The sequence below is a fragment of the Geopseudomonas aromaticivorans genome, from assembly GCF_019097855.1.
GTDB lineage: Bacteria > Pseudomonadota > Gammaproteobacteria > Pseudomonadales > Pseudomonadaceae > Geopseudomonas > Geopseudomonas aromaticivorans.
Window position 1 is genome coordinate 319,183 of the sequence record NZ_JAHRGL010000001.1, and the last position, 19,103, is coordinate 338,285.

At 66.3% G+C, this 19,103-nt stretch carries 16 protein-coding genes and 4 tRNA genes; 1 reads left to right on the plus strand and 19 read right to left on the minus strand.

The features are described 5' to 3' along the window. Positions 1-37: 37 nt before the first annotated feature. Positions 38-114, minus strand: a tRNA-Arg gene (locus KRX52_RS01435). A 329-nt stretch (positions 115-443) separates the two neighbouring features. Here KRX52_RS01435 and KRX52_RS01440 point away from each other — a divergent pair. Beyond that, positions 444-761, plus strand: a complete 318-nt coding sequence (locus KRX52_RS01440; RefSeq protein ID WP_217679363.1) for an Arc family DNA-binding protein — start codon at positions 444-446, stop codon at positions 759-761. A gap of 68 nt (positions 762-829) precedes the next feature. On the opposite strand, the gene mgtE is transcribed toward KRX52_RS01440, so the two are convergent. The 18 genes from mgtE to KRX52_RS01530 all read right to left on the minus strand — a co-directional run bounded on the left by mgtE (position 830) and on the right by KRX52_RS01530 (position 19,013). Then, a complete protein-coding gene (mgtE, locus tag KRX52_RS01445; protein WP_217679364.1) occupies positions 830-2,272 on the minus strand; it encodes a magnesium transporter in 1,443 nt (480 codons plus the stop codon). Positions 2,273-2,591: 319 nt separating this feature from the next. Next, positions 2,592-2,668 (minus strand) — tRNA-Arg (locus KRX52_RS01450). 64 nt (positions 2,669-2,732) lie between these two features. Then, positions 2,733-2,809, minus strand: a tRNA-Arg gene (locus KRX52_RS01455). A gap of 111 nt (positions 2,810-2,920) precedes the next feature. After that, positions 2,921-3,011 (minus strand) — tRNA-Ser (locus KRX52_RS01460). 72 nt (positions 3,012-3,083) lie between these two features. After that, positions 3,084-3,269 (minus strand): carbon storage regulator CsrA, encoded by a 186-nt coding sequence (gene csrA / locus KRX52_RS01465; RefSeq protein WP_217679365.1) that lies wholly within the window; start codon positions 3,267-3,269, stop codon positions 3,084-3,086. A gap of 184 nt (positions 3,270-3,453) precedes the next feature. Beyond that, complete coding sequence (locus KRX52_RS01470; protein ID WP_217679366.1) at positions 3,454-4,689, minus strand: aspartate kinase; 1,236 nt, start codon at positions 4,687-4,689, stop codon at positions 3,454-3,456. A 97-nt stretch (positions 4,690-4,786) separates the two neighbouring features. Continuing rightward, positions 4,787-7,411, minus strand: a complete 2,625-nt coding sequence (gene alaS / locus KRX52_RS01475; RefSeq protein WP_217679367.1) for an alanine--tRNA ligase — start codon at positions 7,409-7,411, stop codon at positions 4,787-4,789. 150 nt (positions 7,412-7,561) lie between these two features. Next, positions 7,562-8,569: a succinylglutamate desuccinylase gene (astE, locus tag KRX52_RS01480; protein ID WP_217679368.1), complete on the minus strand. Its 1,008-nt coding sequence runs from the start codon at positions 8,567-8,569 to the stop codon at positions 7,562-7,564. Positions 8,570-8,633: 64 nt separating this feature from the next. Next, on the minus strand, positions 8,634-8,924 hold the full coding sequence (locus tag KRX52_RS01485; protein ID WP_217679369.1) for a GTPase: 291 nt from the start codon (positions 8,922-8,924) through the stop codon (positions 8,634-8,636). A 109-nt stretch (positions 8,925-9,033) separates the two neighbouring features. Beyond that, a complete protein-coding gene (astA, locus tag KRX52_RS01490) occupies positions 9,034-10,062 on the minus strand; it encodes an arginine N-succinyltransferase (RefSeq protein WP_217679370.1) in 1,029 nt (342 codons plus the stop codon). A 113-nt stretch (positions 10,063-10,175) separates the two neighbouring features. Then, positions 10,176-11,192, minus strand: coding sequence for an arginine/ornithine succinyltransferase subunit alpha (gene aruF, locus KRX52_RS01495; protein WP_217679371.1), 1,017 nt, complete (start codon positions 11,190-11,192; stop codon positions 10,176-10,178). A gap of 33 nt (positions 11,193-11,225) precedes the next feature. Further along, positions 11,226-12,446, minus strand: a complete 1,221-nt coding sequence (locus KRX52_RS01500) for an aspartate aminotransferase family protein (RefSeq protein ID WP_217679372.1) — start codon at positions 12,444-12,446, stop codon at positions 11,226-11,228. Between the two features lie 243 nt (positions 12,447-12,689). Next, a complete protein-coding gene (locus KRX52_RS01505; protein ID WP_217679373.1) occupies positions 12,690-13,667 on the minus strand; it encodes a GlxA family transcriptional regulator in 978 nt (325 codons plus the stop codon). 110 nt (positions 13,668-13,777) lie between these two features. Continuing rightward, the gene (arfB, locus tag KRX52_RS01510) at positions 13,778-14,191 is read right to left on the minus strand and encodes an alternative ribosome rescue aminoacyl-tRNA hydrolase ArfB (protein WP_217679374.1); all 414 of its coding nucleotides are present in this window, start codon (positions 14,189-14,191) and stop codon (positions 13,778-13,780) included. A gap of 185 nt (positions 14,192-14,376) precedes the next feature. Next, positions 14,377-15,873, minus strand: a complete 1,497-nt coding sequence (gene mqo / locus KRX52_RS01515) for a malate dehydrogenase (quinone) (RefSeq protein ID WP_217679375.1) — start codon at positions 15,871-15,873, stop codon at positions 14,377-14,379. Positions 15,874-16,214: 341 nt separating this feature from the next. Next, on the minus strand, positions 16,215-16,520 hold the full coding sequence (gene hmuQ / locus KRX52_RS01520) for a heme-degrading protein HmuQ (protein WP_217679376.1): 306 nt from the start codon (positions 16,518-16,520) through the stop codon (positions 16,215-16,217). A 68-nt stretch (positions 16,521-16,588) separates the two neighbouring features. After that, a complete protein-coding gene (locus KRX52_RS01525) occupies positions 16,589-18,385 on the minus strand; it encodes an ABC transporter ATP-binding protein (RefSeq protein WP_217679377.1) in 1,797 nt (598 codons plus the stop codon). Then, positions 18,378-19,013 (minus strand): DsbA family protein, encoded by a 636-nt coding sequence (locus KRX52_RS01530; protein ID WP_217679378.1) that lies wholly within the window; start codon positions 19,011-19,013, stop codon positions 18,378-18,380. The genes KRX52_RS01525 and KRX52_RS01530 overlap by 8 nt, the downstream gene beginning before the upstream one ends. Positions 19,014-19,103 lie beyond the last annotated feature (90 nt).

Genomic DNA, 19,103 nt, shown 5'->3' on the forward strand with positions numbered 1-19,103 from the left:
GCCAGAAGACGTAACCCTTTGCTGTACATCAACAATATGGTGCGCGAGGGGGGATTCGAACCCCCGACCTACCGCTTAGGAGGCGGTCGCTCTATCCAGCTGAGCTACAGGCGCATTGGGCCGGCGATGTTAAACGAGGATCTGCGGCTTGTCATGCCCCCGCACGGCTTCTCCGCCGCGGGATGGCGGAACCCGAGCCTGGCAGCAGCCCCAGCCGGGCAGCCTACAGATGTAGAACCATTCGCAATTCCGCCGCCGACAACTGGCCATGATCCCCGGTAGCCCGCACACTGCCCCCAGCAGGTCATCGCCAGCAAGCCTCCGCACCGACGGAAACCCCGTACCGGGAGGACGCCGCTGAACGGATACGCCAAAGCGTGGTCATACCGTTGTCACGTCATCTATCGATCTGCATACCCTGATAAATCGGTCATCGAGAGCCCATGAAACAGAGCCCCGCCTCCCGCTCCAGCCGGACTGCCGACAAGTTCGTCGTGCGCCTGCCGGAAGGCATGCGTTCGCGCATCGCCGAAGTTGCCCGCCACTACCATCGCAGCATGAACTCCGAAATCATCGCGCGCTTGGAAAAGACCCTGCTCGCCGAGGGCAACCTGCCTGATGCTGCCGCCAATGCGCCGGTGCATGGCGAACTGCATCCTCACGAGCATCAGCTGCTGCGCCACTTTCGCCAGTTGCCCCAGCCGCAGCAGAGCGCACTGATCGCCCTGCTCGGCAGCAGCACCGGCACGCAGCAAAACTGAACAACGCCCCATAAAAAAGCCGCCCCGAAAGGCGGCTTTTTTGTTGATGAGCAACAACACACCGGCAGCTACAGCAGGAACAGCGTGGCCAAGCCGAGAAAGATGAAGAAGCCGCCACTGTCGGTGACCGCCGTGATCATCACACTGGCACCCATCGCCGGATCGCGCCCGAAGCGCGCCAGGGTCATCGGAATCAGCACGCCCATGAGCGCTGCCAGCAGCAGGTTGAGGGTCATCGCGCCCGTCATGACCGCACCCAGCGACCAACTGCCATACAGATACCAGGCCACGGAGCCGATCACCCCGCCCCACACCACGCCGTTGAGCAGACCAACGCCCAGCTCCTTGCGCAGCAGACGCATGGTATTGCCGGTACCCACCTGATCCAGCGCCATGGCGCGCACAATCATGGTGATGGTCTGATTGCCGGAGTTGCCGCCAATACCCGCGACGATGGGCATCAACGCCGCCAGTGCCACCAACTTCTCGATGGAGCCCTCGAACAGACCGATCACCCGCGAGGCGATGAAGGCGGTGATCAGATTGAGCGCCAGCCAGGCCCAGCGGTTGCGTACTGACTTCCACACCGAGGCGAAGATGTCTTCCTCCTCGCGCAGACCGGCCATGTTCAGCACTTCGCTTTCGCTTTCCTCGCGGATCAGGTCGACCATCTCGTCGATGGTCAGACGGCCGATCAGCTTGCCGCTCTTGTCCACCACCGGCGCGGAAATCAGGTCATAGCGCTCGAAGGCCTGGGCCGCCTCGTAGGCGTCCTCGTCCGGCTGGAAGCCAACCGGATCGGTGGCCATCACCTCGGCCACCTTCTTGTCCGGGTCGTTGACCAGCAGCCGCTTGATCGGCAGCACACCCTGCAGCATGCCGTCGTAATCGACCACGAACAGCTTGTCGGTATGCCCCGGCAACTCCTTGAGCCGACGCAGGTAGCGCAGCACCACCTCGAGGGTCACATCGTCGCGGATGGTGACCATCTCGAAGTCCATCAGCGCACCGACCTGGTCCTCCTCGTAGGACAGCGCCGAGCGCACTCGCTCGCGCTGCTGCGCGTCGAGGGTCTCCATCAGCTCGTGGACCACGTCGCGCGGCAGTTCCGGCGCCAGGTCGGCCAGTTCGTCGGCATCCAGGTCGCGGGTGGCGGCAAGAATCTCGTGATCGTCCATGTCGGCGATCAGGGTTTCGCGCACCGCATCGGATACTTCGAGGAGGATGTCGCCGTCGCGCTCGGCCTTGACCAGCTGCCAGACGGTCAGGCGATCATCCAGAGGCAGGGCTTCGAGGATATGGGCGATGTCGGCCGGGTGCAGGTCGTCGAGCTTACGCTGCAGTTCGGCCAGATTCTGGCGGTGCACCAGATTTTCCACCAGCTCGTGGTGGCCGCCTTCCTGGCGGTGGGCCAGTTGCTCGACCAGTCGCTGCCGGTGCAGCAGGTCGATCACCTGAGCCAGGCGATCCTGCAGGCTTTCCTGCGGCTTTTTCGCTTCAGCTTCGCTCATGATGGCGCACTCCCTGTCCCCCAGCGGCAGGACGGCGCACCGAGGGCGATCAATCTTTCAAGATGCTGACGAACAATCGAGGTTCGGTAGGTCTACTGGGTAAGTCCATGACTGGATGTCCACGCAACCCGCTGGGGGCAGATAAGCGCAATGGTAGCATTCGCTCACCCCGCCACAGGCAAAAATCTCGACCTGCAGCGGAGTCCGTCGCCTGCAGCCGCGAGCGTTACGAGCACTCGCGGCGCATCGCCGCCGATTCGAGGTCCGGCGGCGAATGGGCAAAAAAAAAGGCCTGCATGACTGCAGGCCTTTTTCGATATGGTGCACTCAGGAGGATTCGAACCTCCGACCGCCCGGTTCGTAGCCGGGTACTCTATCCAGCTGAGCTATGAGTGCATCCGTGATGTTTAGCCAGTTCACCTCTGGATTGACTCATCAGCCTTGGCTGACAACTCGAATATGGTGCACTCAGGAGGATTCGAACCTCCGACCGCCCGGTTCGTAGCCGGGTACTCTATCCAGCTGAGCTATGAGTGCACTTGACGGTGCGCATTATAGGCCCTGTCGCGAGACAGTCAAGATGTTTTTTCTTTCATTTTCAATCACTTACGTGATCGAACAACATCTCTACCTGACAATGCAAAATAATGGCGGAGAAGGGGGGATTCGAACCCCCGACACCCTTTTGAGGTGTACTCCCTTAGCAGGGGAGCGCCTTCGGCCACTCGGCCACCTCTCCGCAACACGGGGCGTACTATACCCAAGCAAACCCCGTTTGCAAAGCCCTGATTCGATAAAAATCGAAAAAGAATCAATGGTTTGGTTCTTCGTCCTTCTCCTTCTGGATGCGCTGATAGATTTCTTCGCGATGCACGGCGACTTCCTTCGGGGCATTGACACCAATGCGCACCTGATTGCCCTTCACGCCCAGCACGGTCACGGTTACATCGTCACCGACCATCAAGGTCTCTCCCACCCGGCGAGTCAGAATAAGCATTCCATTTCTCCTTACGTCTGTTTCAGGACAGCTGTCTGCAAGATAAAAAAACGGCCACACAGCCGCAGGCATCAAACCTGCTGGCTATCGCCCAAGTATTGACCACCCCCGGCAGAATAAAAGGCTGCCGGGCGGCCAAAAACGACAAAAGGCGCGGAAATCCGCGCCTTCTGCTCAGTGAACGTCACTCACCCTGTCGGGCCGGCGCGTCCAGATCGAAAGCGGTATGCAGGGCACGCACGGCCAGCTCGAGATACTTCTCCTCGACGACCACGCTGACCTTGATTTCCGAGGTGGAGATCATCTGGATGTTGATGTTCTCCTTGGCCAGGGCTTCGAACATGCGGCTGGCCACGCCGGCGTGGGAGCGCATGCCGACCCCGACGATGGACACCTTGGCGATTTCGGTGTCGCCGGACACTTCGCGCGCGCCCATCGAGGCGGCGGTCTGCTTCAGCACGCCCAGCGCCTTGTCGTAGTCGTTGCGATGCACCGTGAAGGTGAAGTCGGTGGTGTTATCGTGCGCCACGTTCTGCACGATCATGTCCACTTCGACGTTGGCGGCGCTGATCGGGCCGAGAATCTTGAACGCCACACCGGGGGTATCCGGGACGCCGCGGATGGTCAGCTTGGCTTCGTCGCGATTGAAGGCGATGCCGGAGATGATCGGCTGTTCCATGGATTCCTCTTCGTCGATGGTAATGAGGGTGCCCGGACCCTCCTGGAAGCTGTGCAGCACGCGCAGCGGAACGTTGTACTTGCCGGCGAACTCCACCGAACGGATCTGCAGCACCTTGGAGCCGAGGCTGGCCATTTCCAGCATCTCCTCGAAGGTGATCTTCTCCAGCCGGCGGGCACGCTGCACCACGCGCGGGTCGGTGGTGTAGACGCCGTCGACGTCGGTGTAGATCTGGCACTCGTCGGCCTTCAGCGCCGCGGCCAGGGCCACGCCAGTGGTGTCGGAGCCGCCACGGCCGAGGGTGGTGATGTTGCCCTGCTCGTCGACGCCCTGGAAGCCGGCGACCACCACCACGCGACCGGCCTTCAGCTCGGCACGCAGGCGCTGGTCGTCGATCTCGAGGATGCGCGCCTTAGTGTGGGCACTGTCGGTGAGAATGCGCACCTGGTTGCCGGTGAAGGACACCGCCGGCACGCCGCGCTGGATCAGCGCCATGGCCAGCAGGCCGATGGTGACCTGCTCGCCGGTGGAAATGATCGCATCCAGCTCGCGCGGATCCGGCTGCGGCATGATCTGCTTGGCCAGGTCGATCAGACGGTTGGTCTCGCCGCTCATGGCCGACACCACCACCACGATGTCGTCGCCCGCCTCGCGGAACTTCTTCACCTTCTCGGCCACCTGCGCGATGCGCTCGACGCTACCGACCGAGGTGCCGCCGAATTTCTGTACGATCAATGCCATTTCGCTGTCGCCTAACCGTAAAAAGTCGCCCATTAAACCTGTCAGGTCTGCACCTGCCAAGAACCCGCCGGGCGCGGGGCGGGCTCCATGGGAGAGGTCAGAACGCGGCGGCGACGAACGGCTCAACCAGCGCCAGCGCCTCGTCCAGTTTGCCGGCGTCCACGCCGCCACCCTGGGCCATGTCCGGGCGACCGCCGCCCTTGCCACCGACCAGCGCCGCCGCCTGCTTCATCAGCTCGCCGGCCTTGAGCTTGGCGGTCAGGTCCTGGGTCACCCCGGCCACCAGCACCACCTTGCCGTCGAACTCGCCGCCGAGCAGGACCACTGCGCGACCCAGCTTGTTCTTCAACTGGTCGACCAGCGCCAGCAGGGCCTTGCCATCCAGCCCGTCGAGACGCGCGGCCAGCACCTTGACCCCAGCCACCTCGATGGCCGCACCGGCCAGATCGTCACCGGCGGCACTGGCGGCCTTGGCCTTGAGCTGCTCCAGCTCCTTCTCCAGCTGGCGGTTGCGCTCGAGCAGGCCGCCCAGCTTGTCCAGCAGGTTGTCGCGGCTGCCCTTGACCAGCGCGGCGGCGTCCTTCAGCTGCTCCTCGGCAGCGTTGAGGTAGTCCAGCGCCTGCGCGCCGGTCACCGCCTCGATGCGGCGCACGCCGGCGGCCACGCCGCCTTCGCTGACGATCTTGAACAGGCCGATGTCGCCGGTGCGTTGCACATGGGTACCGCCGCACAGTTCGACGGAGAAGCCGCCGCCCATGCTCAGCACGCGCACGCTGTCGCCGTACTTCTCGCCGAACAGCGCCATGGCGCCCTTGGCCTTGGCGGTGTCGATGTCGGTTTCCTCGGTCTCGACCTCGCTGTTCCGGCGGATCTCGGCGTTGACCAGCTCTTCCAGCGCCTTGAGCTGCTCGTGCTTGATCGCCTCGAAGTGGCTGAAGTCGAAGCGCAGGCGCTGGCTGTCCACCAGCGAACCCTTCTGGCCGACGTGCTCGCCGAGGATCTGGCGCAGCGCGGCGTGCAGCAGGTGGGTGGCCGAGTGGTTGAGCGCGGTGGCGCCGCGCACCGTGGCGTCGACCACCGCCTCGACCTGGTCGCCGACGCTCAGGCTGCCGGCATCGAGGATGCCGTGGTGCAGGAAGGCGCCACCGGCCTTGCGGGTGTCGCGCACGTCGAAGCGCAGACCCTTGGCTTCCAGATAGCCGCAGTCGCCGGCCTGGCCGCCGGACTCGGCGTAGAACGGCGTCTGGTCGAGGACCACCACGCCCTCCTCGCCGGCGTTCAGGCTGTCGACGTTCATGCCTTCCTTGAACAGCGCCAGCACGCGGCCAGCGCCGCTGGTGCCTGCGTAGCCGGTGAAGCGGGTCTCGCCTTCCACCTTGATCAGGCTGTTGTAGTCGAGGTCGAAGGCGCTGGCGGAGCGCGCGCGCTCACGCTGGGCCTGCATCTCGCGCTCGAAGCCTTCCTCGTCGATGGACAGTTCGCGCTCGCGGGCGATGTCGGCGGTCAGGTCAACCGGGAAGCCGTAGGTGTCGTACAGCTTGAACACCACGTCGCCGGGGATGACGCTGCCCTGCAACTCGGCCAGGTCCTGCTCGAGGATCTTCAGGCCCTGCTCCAGGGTCTTGGCGAACTGCTCTTCCTCGGCCTTCAGTACCCGCTCGATGTGCGCCTGCTGCTGGCGCAGCTCCGGATAGGCCTCACCCATCTCGGCGGCCAGCGCGGCGACGATCTTGTGGAAGAAGCTGCCCTTGGCGCCCAGCTTGTTGCCGTGGCGGCAGGCGCGACGGACGATACGGCGCAGCACGTAGCCGCGGCCCTCGTTGGACGGGGTCACGCCGTCGGCGACCAGGAAGCCGCAGGAACGAATATGGTCGGCGACCACCTTGAGCGAGGCCTGGCCTTGGTTGGTGCAGCCGATGGCCGCGGCGGAGGCGTTGAGCAGGCTCTGGAACAGGTCGATCTCGTAGTTCGAGTTGACGTGCTGCAGCACCGCGCTGATGCGCTCCAGGCCCATGCCGGTGTCCACGCTCGGCGCCGGCAGCGGGTGCAGCACGCCGTCCGCGGTGCGGTTGAACTGCATGAACACGTTGTTCCAGATCTCGATGTAGCGGTCGCCGTCCTCTTCCGGCGAGCCGGGCGGGCCGCCCCAGATGTGCTCGCCGTGGTCGAAGAAGATCTCGGTGCACGGGCCGCACGGGCCGGTGTCGCCCATCGCCCAGAAGTTGTCGGAGGCGTAGGGGGCGCCCTTGTTGTCGCCGATGCGCACCATGCGCGCAGCCGGCACGCCGACCTGCTGGGTCCAGATGTCGTAGGCCTCGTCGTCGCTGGCGTAGACGGTGACCCACAGCTTGTCGGCCGGCAGGTTCAGCCACTGCGGCGAGGTGAGGAACTCCCAGGCGTAGGTGATGGCGTCGCGCTTGAAGTAGTCGCCGAAGCTGAAGTTGCCCAGCATCTCGAAGAAGGTGTGGTGGCGCGCGGTGTAGCCGACGTTTTCCAGGTCGTTGTGCTTGCCGCCGGCACGCACGCACTTCTGGCTGGTGGTGGCGCGGGTGTAGGCGCGCTTTTCCAGGCCGAGGAAGCAGTCCTTGAACTGGTTCATGCCGGCATTGGTGAACAGCAGGGTCGGATCATTCGCCGGGATCAGCGAACTGGAGGCGACGCGGGTGTGTCCCTTCTCTTCGAAGAAGCGGAGGAAGGCTTCACGGATTTCTGCGCTTTTCATGGATTTTTCTCGGAAAACTGAGCCGCAGCGGCAATTGCAAGAGTGCCGCGCGTGGCGCCGGCAAAGACGGGCATTATATAAACAACTGGCACCCGCTTGCATCGCCGGGTGCACTATTAGCGCTATAGAGACAGCGGATGACGGCACGACTCAGGCACAGACCTCGTCGACAGCGACCGGCACCACGATCAGCCCGGCGCACTGACCGCTGACCACCCTGGGATTGGGGAAGACGATGCGCGCGCCCTGCTCCTCCACCAGCCAGCGCCGACCGTCGGCATCCTCGGCCAGCAGACAGCCCGGCACCAGCTCGGTGAAGCTCGCCACCTCATCGCCCAGATGCAGGCGGAAGGCGTCGCTGTGCTTGATCACCTCGAGCGCGATGCGAAACAGCGGGAGGGCCGCCGGATCGCCGGCCATGGCCGGCTCGCGGCCCTCGATCAGCTCCCGCAGCCAGGCTTCCAACCGACCCAGCTCGGCCGCGCCGCCCTGCCCCAGCGGCTGCGCCGGGCCCAGCTCGAAGCTGAAGGCCTCGGCCGCGAAGCGCTCGCTGGTGAAGGCGCTGAAGGTCGCCGCAGATTCGTCCTGCAGCAGCAGGGCCTGCACACCGGCCGCCTGCAGGCCCGCCAGCTGGCCGCGCGAAGGACGCTGCGCGCTGCGCGGGCGCAGGGCGAAGCGCTCGATCCGCGAGGCGCGAAGGTCCGCATGCAGGTCGTAATGCACGCGCCGGCGCCCCGGCGGGCTGAAGAACAGTTCGACCTGCTGCTCCAGCTCCACGGCGCGCAGGGCATCCGCGCCGCTGACGGACGGCTCGCCGCCGCCGAACAACGCATTGAGGTCGTATTCGACATAGCGCTGACCGCGACGCAGTGCTGCCGGATTGCCCAGCACCACCAGCAGCCGCACGACCGGCTGCAGCCGGCAGGCGGCGATGTCGTGCAGCAGACGCTCGAGCAGTTCGACCGGTGCGGTCTCGTCGCCATGGATACCGGCCGACAGCAGCAGATCGAGGCCCGTGTCGCGCCCTGCCGGCGGGTCGATCAGCAGGACCCCTTCGGCCTTCCACTGCAGCCTGGCGCCGGAGGCACAGACCTGGATCTTCTCCGACGGCTCGCGCCCGGCCAGCGTCAGCTCAAGCAGTTTGCCCAGTGCAAGCATGGCAGGCCCTCCCTACGACCGGCGACCATGCATCCAGCATAGCCGCCAGGCAGTCGCAGCGAGGTCAGTGATGATCGCAGCCGCAGTCGGCGCCGTGCTCGTGGTCGTGCTCATGGGCCTCGGCGGCCTCCAGCTCGACCGACAGCGACAGCTGGTTGACCGCCTGCGGGCGCACCACCAGCAGCGGAATCTCGGTTTCGCCTTCCACAGATTCGGCATAGATGGTCACCCCGCCCATGCCGTCGGCCTCCAGCCACAGCTCGCGGCCTTCGAGGCGCACGCCGATGCGCGCGCTGTGGGTTTCCCGGCGCTCGCCGTGGGCATCTTCGAGGATCAGGGGCAGGCTTTCGCTCATGGCATTTCTCGCTCAGACAGACTGAAAAGGATAAAGGGAGCCCAGCTTAAGGCTTTGCGCCGCCGCGTGCAGTCCCTGAGCAGGCGCGGCACCCGGGGCCAGCGGATACTCAGCGCCAGCCGAGCTGGGCCGACAGCGGCACCGCGCGCACCTGGGCACCGGCAGACAGGCGCAGGCGCTTGGCGGTGGCGGCGTCCACCACCAGGGTGCCGGAGGCCGGCCGCGCCTTGCCGACGGTGATCCGGCAGTCCTCGCGCTTGCGGTTGTGGATGAGGAACTGCGGCGCCTCCTCGCCCGGCGTGCCGATCGCCAGCACCAGGGTCTGGCTGTCGCGCACCGCGCGGATACTGCGGGTCTCGCACTCCAGCGCCGGGCCGCCGTCGAAGATGTCGATGTAGCCCTGATAGGTGAAGCCCTCGGCGCGCAGCATGGTCAGTGCCGGCTCGGTGTCGCGGTGCACGCGACCGATCACCGCGCGCGCCTCCTCGGAGAGGAAGCAGGTGTACAGCGGGAACTTGGGCATCAGCTCGGCGATGAAGGCCTTGTTGCCGACCCCGGTGAGGTAGTCGGCCTGGGAGAACTCCATCTTGAAGAAGTGCCGACCGAGGCTTTCCCAGAACGGTGCGCGGGCGTTGTCATCGGAAATCCCGCGCATCTCGGCGATCACCTTGTCGCCGAACAGCTCGGGGAACTCGGCGATGAACAGGAAGCGCGCCTTGGACAGCAGGCGTCCGCTGAGACCACTGTGGCGGTAGTTGGCATCCAGGAACAGCGAGCAGACCTCGGTGTTGCCGGTCAGGTCGTTGGCCAGGAACAGCGTGGGGTTCTGCCGGTGGATGCCCAGCGCGCGCGAGGCGCTCACGGTCAGACCGACACGGAAGTTGTACCAGGGCTCGCGCAGACCCACCGCGCCGTTCATGGCGCTGATGCCGACCACCTCGCCGGCATCGGTCTCCAGCACGAACAGGTAGTCGGCGTCAGCCCGCTCGGCCTCGCCGTGAAAGGATTTTTCCGCCCAGGCGACGCGCTGAGCCAGGCGATCCTCGCTGGCCGGCAGCGAAGTCAGACCGGCGCCGGTGCTGCGCGCCATGGCGATCAGCGCGGGCAGGTCGGTGCTGCGAACGGGACGGACGATCATGGTGCCTCCTGTAGACGGACCCGCTGTGCCGGGGCCGGACCGCGCGGACCGGCGCGGCATCGGTGCCGAAGGCCGCAGCCTCCGCCATGGATCTGCTCAGCGGCAGGCGCGACTCACAACGCCACCACCCGCACGCTGCCGCCCTCGCCTACCCCCAGCGCCTCGGCCACTGCCGGCGTGAGGGTCAGCGGCTGGCCGCTTTCCCAGTCCAGCTCGACAATCAGCGCACGGAAATCCTGCAGCTGGTTGTTGGCCACCAGGTAGGCGCGCCCGGACTGCGCCGACGCACCAAGGCGCACCGGCACCAGACGGCTCTGGGCGATGGAGCGCAGACTCGCGGTGCGGGCATGCACGGTGGGTCCGCCGTCGAAGATGTCGACGTAGTGTTCGCTCTCGAAGCCTTCGCGCATCAGGATGTCGAAAGACACCTGCGAACGCGGGTGCACCTGCCCCATGGCCTCCTGGGCGCTATCGGGCAGCAAGGGCACGTAGATCGGGTAGCTCGGCATCAGCTCGGCGAGCATGGTGCGGCCCTTCAGGCCACACAGGCGCTCGGCCTCGGCGTAGCCGATGGCGAGGAAATTGCGGCCGATGGCGTCCCAGAACGGCGCATCGCCCCTGTCGTCGCTGTAGCCGACCACCTCGACCACCATCGACTCGGCGAAACGCTCCGGATGGCTGGCGACGAACAGCAGCCGGCCGCGCGAGTTGAGCTCTGCCCAAGGCGTGCTCTCCAGCTCCGGCTGCAGGTAGAGGCTGACCAGCAGGCTGTTGCCGGTCAGGTCGTGACACATCGACAACACATGGATCTTGTTGTGGATCTTCAGCTCGCGCGACGCGTGCACGAAGGTCTCGTTGCGGAAACTGTAGAACGGCTCGGAAAAGCCGGCGGTGGCGACGATACCCGAGCAGCCGACCAGCTTGCCGCTGGCCGTGTCCTCGAGGACGAAGAAGTAGCTCTCCTCGCCGTTGAAGCTCACCTCGGCGGCGAACGAAGCCTCCGAGGCGCGGATCTTCTCGGCCAGACGCTCGCGGTCGTCCGGCAGCGAGGTGACACCGACCGGACTGTCCGCCGCCAGCCGCTGGACTTCCGGCAGGTCGCCCATCCGGGCGGGGCGCATGATCAGCATCGGTGTCACTCCTCGTCGGACAGTGGTCGCCGGTCAGGCGGCAGTCAGGCTGGCCAGGGCGCGCTCGAGACGGGCCATGCCCTCGTCGATGTCCGCCTCGCTGATCACCAGGCTGGGGGCGAAGCGCACCACGTCCGGGCCGGCCTGCAGGATCATCAGATCCTGCAGCTGGGCCGCGGCCATCACCTCGCCGGCGCGGCCCTTCCAGGCCTCGGTCAGCACCGCGCCGAGCAGCAGGCCCATGCCGCGCACCTGACTGAACACGCCGTACTGCTCGCCGAGGCGCAGCAGCTCGCTGGTGAAGCGTTCGCTGCGTGCGGCGACACCCGACAGCACCTCGGGGGTATTGACGATGCTGATCACCGCCTCGCCAACTGCGCAAGCCAGCGGGTTGCCGCCGTAGGTGGTGCCGTGCACGCCGACACCGAAGTGCTGGGCCACCGCGTCGGTGGTCAGCATGGCGCTGATCGGAAAGCCGCCACCCAGACTCTTGGCGCTGGTGAGGATGTCCGGAGTCACGCCGTAGTGCATGTAGGCGAACAGCTGGCCGGTGCGGCCGACGCCGGTCTGCACCTCGTCGAAGATCAGCAGCGCGTTGTGCTGATCGCACAGCGCGCGCACGCCGTCCAGATAGGCCTGATCGGCCGGCAGCACGCCGCCCTCGCCTTGGATCGGCTCCAGCACCACCGCGCAGGTGTTGTCGGAGATCTGCGCCTTCAGCGCTTCCAGGTCGTTGTACGGCACATGGCTGATGCCTTCGATCTGCGGGCCGAAGCCGGAAGAATACTTGGGCTGGCCAGCGACGCTGACGGTGAACAGTGTACGACCGTGGAAGCTGTTCAGCGCGGAGATGATCTCGCACTTCTGCGGACCGGCGACTTCGTGGCCATAGCGGCGCGCCAGCTTGAACGCGGCCTCGTTGGCCTCGGCGCCGGAGTTGGCGAAGAACACGCGGTCGGCGAAGGTGTTCTCGGTCAGCAGCTTGGCCAGGCGCAGGGCCGGCTCGTTGGTGAAGACGTTGGACACGTGCCAGAGCTTCTGCGCCTGCTCGGTCAGCGCCTCGACCAGCGCCGGGTGGGCATGGCCGAGCACGTTGACGGCGATGCCGCCGGTGAAGTCCACCAGCTCGCGGCCGTTCTGATCCCAGACGCGGCTGCCCTCGCCACGCACCGGAATGAAGGCGGCGGGGGCGAAAACGGGAACCATCAGCTGGTCAAAATCGGCGCGTTGCACCGGCGCGTGCGGAACGGACATCGAACTCTCCTGCCTGGGAGGCTAAGCGGATTGAACAGAAAAGGATTGTAAAGACAAAGACCGGCGCGGCATTGCAGGCATGCGACATCTTCGTACAGTTGTCGCCGGAGCAATTGCGCAACCGGATGCGCCGGCACCCTGCCGGCGGCGGAAAAGGTGCAGTGTATAGCTCGGCCCGGCCGCTCGAAAGTCCGCCGTGGCGCCAGCGGACGAATCCACTCGCAACCGGCTCATGCCCGCGACTCAGCCGTGCTCGCCCAGCCCGCCACCGACCTCGCCCGTCGCCGCGGCCCGACTCAGGTTGCGGTCCTCGCGCGGGGTGACACCGAAGAAGTTGCGGTAGGCGCTGGAGAAATGCGGGCCGGAAGAAAAGCCGCAGGACAGGCCGATCTGGATGATCGAGGTGCTGGTCTGCTGCAACAGCTGGCGCGCGCGGTTCAGGCGCAGCTCCAGATAGAACTGGCTGGGCACGCGATTGAGGAACTGCTTGAAGATCCGCTCCAGCTGGCGGCGCGACACGCACACGTGTTGGGCGATCTCGTCGGTGGTCAGCGGCTCCTCGATGTTCGCCTCCATCAGCAGCACCGCCTGGGTCACCTTCGGGTGCGCCGCACCGAGGCGGTTGCGCAGCGGCACCCGCTGGCGCTCGCCGCCCTCGCGGATGCGCTCCAGCACCAGCTCCTCGGCAATCGCGCCGGCCAGTTCGGCGCCGTGGTCGCGGGCCAGCATGGCCAACAGCATGTCCAGCACGGCCAGGCCGCCACAGGCGGTCAGGCGCTCGCGATCCCACTCGAACAGGTGGTTGGTGGCGCTGACCTGGGGGAACCGCTCGCTGAAATCGTCCTGCCAGCGCCAGTGCAACGCCACCCGATGGCCATCGAGCAGGCCGAGCTGGGCCAGCGGATACAGGCCGGCGCCCACCGCGCCCAGCAACCCGCCGTGGCGCGCCACCTGACGCAAGTCAGCCGCCAGTTCGGGGACCAGCTCCGGCGGCTCCTCGGCGAGCAGGAACAGCCGTTCGCTACTGTCCAGCCGCTCCTGCCAGGGCTGGCCAGGCAGCGTCCAGCCGCCGCCCTCCACGGGCGCGGCCTGCAGGAAACTGACCGTGTAGAGCGCCTCCGGATGCAGACGCATCGCCAGCTGCAGGGCTTCGTCGATCAGGGTCAGGGTCAGCGGACGCACGTCCGGCCAGTAGAGAAATGCGAGATGTACGGGGGTCATGGACGGCAGTCTGGCCGGATTGCTTGCGCAAGGCTAGGCACGGAATGTGGAGGACGCGGCAATTTAACCGGAACTACGCCGCTGCGCACCAAAAAGGTGCGCCAATCCATTCAAAAGTCCACCTTGCCGCGCCCGCTCTTGATCACCGCACGCTTGCTCTTGCCCTCCAGACGGCGCTGCTTCGAGCCGAACGTCGGGCGGGTCGGCCGGCGCGCCTTCTCCACCTTGGCCACGCTGCAGATCAGCTCGATCAGGCGCTGCAGGGCGTCGGCCCGATTCTGCTCCTGGGTCCGGTACTGCTGGGCCTTGAGGATGATCACCCCGTCGCCGGTGATGCGGCTGTCACGCAGCGCCAGCAGGCGCTCCTTGTAGAAGGCCGGCAACGATGAGGCGTGGATGTCGAAGCGCAGGTGCACGGCACTGGAAACCTTGTTGACGTTCTGCCCGCCGGCGCCTTGGGCGCGGATGGCCGTCAGCTCGACCTCGCTGTCCGGCAGATGGACGCTGTGGGAAATTTCCAGCATGAGGATTGACCTGTCAGTGGCGACCCGCAGGATAACGCCGGGCCAGGCCGCTGTCCCGCCGCAAACAACAACGCCGCGCCCGCTGCGACACCCTTGCGGGCGCCCGGCGGAACGCGGCGTTGTCGGCGAAGCGCTCCCGCCAGTCATGCCGACGGCGGGGGCGCATCACGGTACAGACACTCGGCTCAGCTGTTCAGCTCGAGGACCTTGGCGGTGCGCGCACGAACGCGACGCAGCAACTCGGCATCCTTCTGCAGGGCCTGCTCGTCGGCCTCAAAGATCTGCCCCAGACGCTCCTGCCAGGCCGCGCTCTGGTACTGCTCGGGGAAGCAGCGCTCGATCACTTCCAGCATGACCGACACCGACACCGAGGCACCCGGGGAGGCGCCCAGCAGCGCGGCGAGGGAGCCATCGGCCGCGTTGACGATCTCGGTGCCGAACTGCAGGACCCCGCCCTTCTTGGCGTCCTTCTTGATGATCTGCACGCGCTGACCGGCGATCTCGAGACGCCAATCTTCCTTCTTCGCGGCCGGGAAGAACTTGCGCAGCTCCTCCAGACGCTGGTCCTCCGACTGCAGCACCTCCTTGATCAGGTACTTGGTCAGGTCCATGTTGTCGCGCGCCACGGCCAGCATCGGACCGATGTTGTTCGGGCGAATCGACAGCGGCAGGTCGAGGAAGGAGCCCTGCTTGAGGAACTTGGTCGAGAAACCGGCGAAGGGTCCGAACAGCAGCGACTTGCCGCCATCGACCACGCGGGTGTCCAGGTGCGGCACGGACATGGGCGGTGCACCGATCTCGGCCTGGCTGTAGACCTTGGCCTGGTGCTGCTTGACGATTTCCGGGTTGTCGCAACGCAGCCACTGGCCGCTGACCGGGAAGCCGCCGAAGCCCTTGCCCTCTTCGATGCCGGACTTCTGCAGCAGGGTCAGGGCCGCGCCGCCAGCGCCGAGGAACACGAAGCGGGCGGTCACTTCACGGCTGCCGCCACGCGCCACGTCGTCGACGGACAGGCGCCAGCGGCCGTCGGCCTCGCGACGCAAGTCGGTGATCTTCTGGTTGTAAGCAACCTTGCAGCCTTCGCTCTGCTCGAGATGCTGGAGCAGCTTCTTGGTCAGCGCACCGAAGTTGACGTCGGTACCGCCCATGGCACGCGTCGCCGCCAGCGGCTCGTTGGTGGTGCGGCCCTGCATCAGCAGCGGCGCCCACTGGCCGATGGTCTGACGATCCTCGGTGTACTCCAGGTCGTCGCTGAAGCAATGATGCGCTTTCATGGCGTCGAAGCGCTTGCGCAGGAAGGACACGCCCTTCTCGCCGCGCACGAAGCTCATGTGGGGAACGGGGCTGATGAAATCCTTGGGCGACTTGAAGTAGCCCTTCTCCACCAGGTAGGCCCACAGCTGACGGGACACCTCGAACATCGTGTTGATGCTCACCGCCTTGGCGATACCCACCGAACCATCCGCAGCTTCCGGCGTGTAGTTCAGTTCACAGAGTGCAGCGTGGCCGGTCCCCGCGTTGTTCCACGGGAAAGAACTCTCGGCAGCCCCGGATTCGAGTTGTTCCAGGACTTCGATCTTCAAGCTCGGGTCGAGCTCTTTCAGCAGTACCGCGAGGGTTGCGCTCATGACGCCTGCCCCGACGAATACCAGATCCGGCTGATCACTACCAGTTTGCATCATTCATGCTCCTGAGACACAGGTTTCGCATTTTACCTCGGATCGTCGACAGTCGCGTACTGTAGTCCGTCCGACAATGGTACTACACGCTCCCGGAATACCCCCCGGCAAGAGGGCAGGCGAAGGCGGCGCAATGCTAACGATGTGCGCCGCGTAGCGCCAGTACCGCCGGTTGCTGGCCCGAAAAAAGAGTCATGGGCCGGCAACTGCGCGGTAACCCGCGCCGCGCCGGGACAGTCAACGGCATCAGGTAGGGGGCAGCGGCCGGACACTACAGCCCCGCGGGTTCGCAGCTGCGCAGGCGGCGCCCGACCGCGATTGTCGACACTTCGCCGCTGCGGCCGTCAGAGCACCGAATCGAACAGTTCCAGCTGCGGCGGCCCCAGATAGATCTCGCGCGGGCTCTTGCCGGCGTTGGCGTGCGCCTTGCGGAACGATTCGGAGTGCGTCCAGTCCTCGAAGCTCTGCGCCGACTCCCACTCGGAGTAGGAGGAGAACAGCGTGTACTCCTCGGTCTGCGGCCCCTTGAGCAGGTGGAAGCGCAGGAAGCCCGGCACCTCGTCGAGGTAGCTTTCGCGCTGGCGCCAGTGGTCGATGAAGGTTTCTTCGTGGCCGCGGACAATCTTGAAGCGGTTCATGGCAAGGAACATGCTTTTGGCTCCGGGTGATAAAGCAGTGGCCATTCTAGCCTTCTGCCCCGGGCCGTGCGCATGGTTCCTCAATGCTGCAGGTTGCCGTACAGCCGGGCATACAGCCCGCCCTCGGCGATCAGTTCCTGGTGGCCGCCCTCTTCCGCCACGCGCCCGCCATCGAACACCAGCACGCGGTCGGCCTGCTTCACCGCGGACAGGCGATGGGCGATGATCAGCGTGGTGCGCCCGTGCAGGAAACGCCCCAGCGCCTGATGCAGGGCGTACTCGGTAGCCGCATCCAGCGCCGAGGTGGCTTCGTCAAGGATCACCACCTTGGGCTCGGCCATGATCATGCGAGCGATCGCCAGGCGCTGGCGCTGGCCGCCGGAGAGGCGCACGCCGGAGCGGCCGACCACGCTGTCCAGGCCCTGGGGCAGCGCCCGCACGGTGTCGGCCAGCTGGGCGATTTCCAGCGCGCGCCAGCAGGCCCCGTCGTCGCTCTCGCGACCCATGCTCAGGTTGGCGCGCACAGTGTCGTTGAACAGCGCCGGATGCTGCAGCACCACCGCCACCTGCTCGCGTACCCGCTCCAGGCCGATCTCCGCAAGGGTCGCGCCGCCAAAACGGATGGTGCCGGCCTGCGGCACGTAGAGGCCGAGCAGCAGCTGCACCAGGGTACTCTTGCCTCCCCCCGAGGCGCCGACGATCGCCACCTTCTCGCCGGGGTCAATGCGCAGGTCGAGGCCATCGAGCACCGGCTCGTCGCGGTAGGCGAAGCGCAGGCCCTGCACCTCGATGCCGACCGTGGTCTGCCCGGCGAAGGGGTCGGCGCCGCCGGGGTATTGCGGCTCGTCGGCCCGGGCGAGCAGCTCGTTGAGCCGGCTCAACGCGCCGCCGGCCGCGTAGTAGGCGTACTGCAGGCCGAGCAGCTGCTCGACCGGGCCGATCATGAACCACAGGTAGCTGAACACCGCCAGCATCTGGCCGATGCTCAGATCGGAGAACAGCACGGTGAGCATGGCCGCGGCGCGGAACACGTCGATGCCGAACTGGAACAGCAGGCCGCTGGCGCGGGTGGCGGCGTCGCTCTTCCACAGCGAGGCCACCGCGTAGTCGCGCACCTCGCGCGCCCGGTTGCCCAGGCGGCCGAGAAAGAAACCCTGGCGGTTGCCAGCGCGCAACTCCTGGATCGCCTCGAGGGTTTCGCCGAGCGCCTGGGTGAAGCGCGCGGTGCTGTCGTTTTCCAGCTTCTTCAGGTGCTTGACCCGCTTGCCCAGCTGCACCGTGGCGTAGATCACCAGCGGGTTGAACAACAGGATCAGCAGTGCCAGCTGCCAGTGCATCCAGATCAGGATCGCCGAGGTGCCGGCCAGGCTGAGCAGCGCCACCAGAAAGCGGCTGAGGGTGTCGCCAACGAACTTGTCGAGGGTATCGAGATCGGTGACCAGGTGGGCGGTCACCGTGCCGCTGCCGAGGCTTTCGTACTCAGCGAGGGAAATGTGCCGGAGCCGCTCGATCAGGCGCAGACGCAGCCGGTAGACCACATCCTTGGACAACCCGGCGAACAGCCTGGCCTGCAGCACGTTGAAGGCCAGGGCGGCGCCACGCAGCAGCAGAGTCGCCAGCAGCATCAGGCCGATATAGCCCGCCGCCTGCTGCCAGGCGGCGGGCAGCAGGCGGTTCATCACCTGCAGCGCGGCGTCGCCCTGACCCAGCAGCACCTCGTCGACCAGCAGCGGCAGCAGCAGCGGGATGGGTACGCTGCACAGGGTAGCCAGCACGGCCACCAGATTGGCGATCAGCAGTTCGCGACGATGCCCCAGCGCCAGGCGACGGATTTCCGCCCAGCTCAGCCGGTCGCGGCTGTCGTCGCCATCAGGCACAGGCGCGGCGCTCCAGCCAGCGGCCGAGCAGCGGCGCCAGCGTCTCCAGCGGCTGATAGCCGTTGGTCAGCAGTGCCAGCTGGCCGTTGCGCTCGGCCAGCAGGGTGGGAAAGCCGGCGATGCCGAGGTTTTGCGCCCAGGCGAAATCGGCCTGGGTGGCGGCGCGCTGGGCCGCACTGTCGAAGGCCGCGGCGAAGGCCTGGCGCGGCACGCCGAGCTGTTCGGCCAGCTCGACCAGGAGCGCCGGACGGGTGACATCGCGCCCTTCGACATAGAACGCCTGCTGGATCGCCTGCACCAGCGGCCAGACCTTGTCCGCGGCCAGGCTGCGCAGTGTCACCAGGGCGCGGCTGGCCGGCTCGGTGTCGTAGACGAAGCCTTCCGGCAGGGCGGCGTCGAAATCGAACGCTTGCCCGGTGCGTTCGGCCACCGCGCGCCAGTGCTTGAGGATGTAGTCGCGGGTGCCGTCGTCCAGCGCCTGCGCGGTGCCGGGACGCAGGCCGCCGGCAACCAAGTGCAGGCTCACGCCGGCCGACTGCGCCTGCGCCGCCAAGGCATCGAACACCGGGGCGAAGCCCCAGCACCAGGAACACATCGGATCCATCACATAGAGCAAGCGGTCGTTCATCCGGGCTCCTGTTGGCCGGGCAGCGGCCAGTAGGGTGCGCCTCGCGCACCGAAAAGGGGGGACGGGCCGGCGCGCGGCCCACCTGCGCGC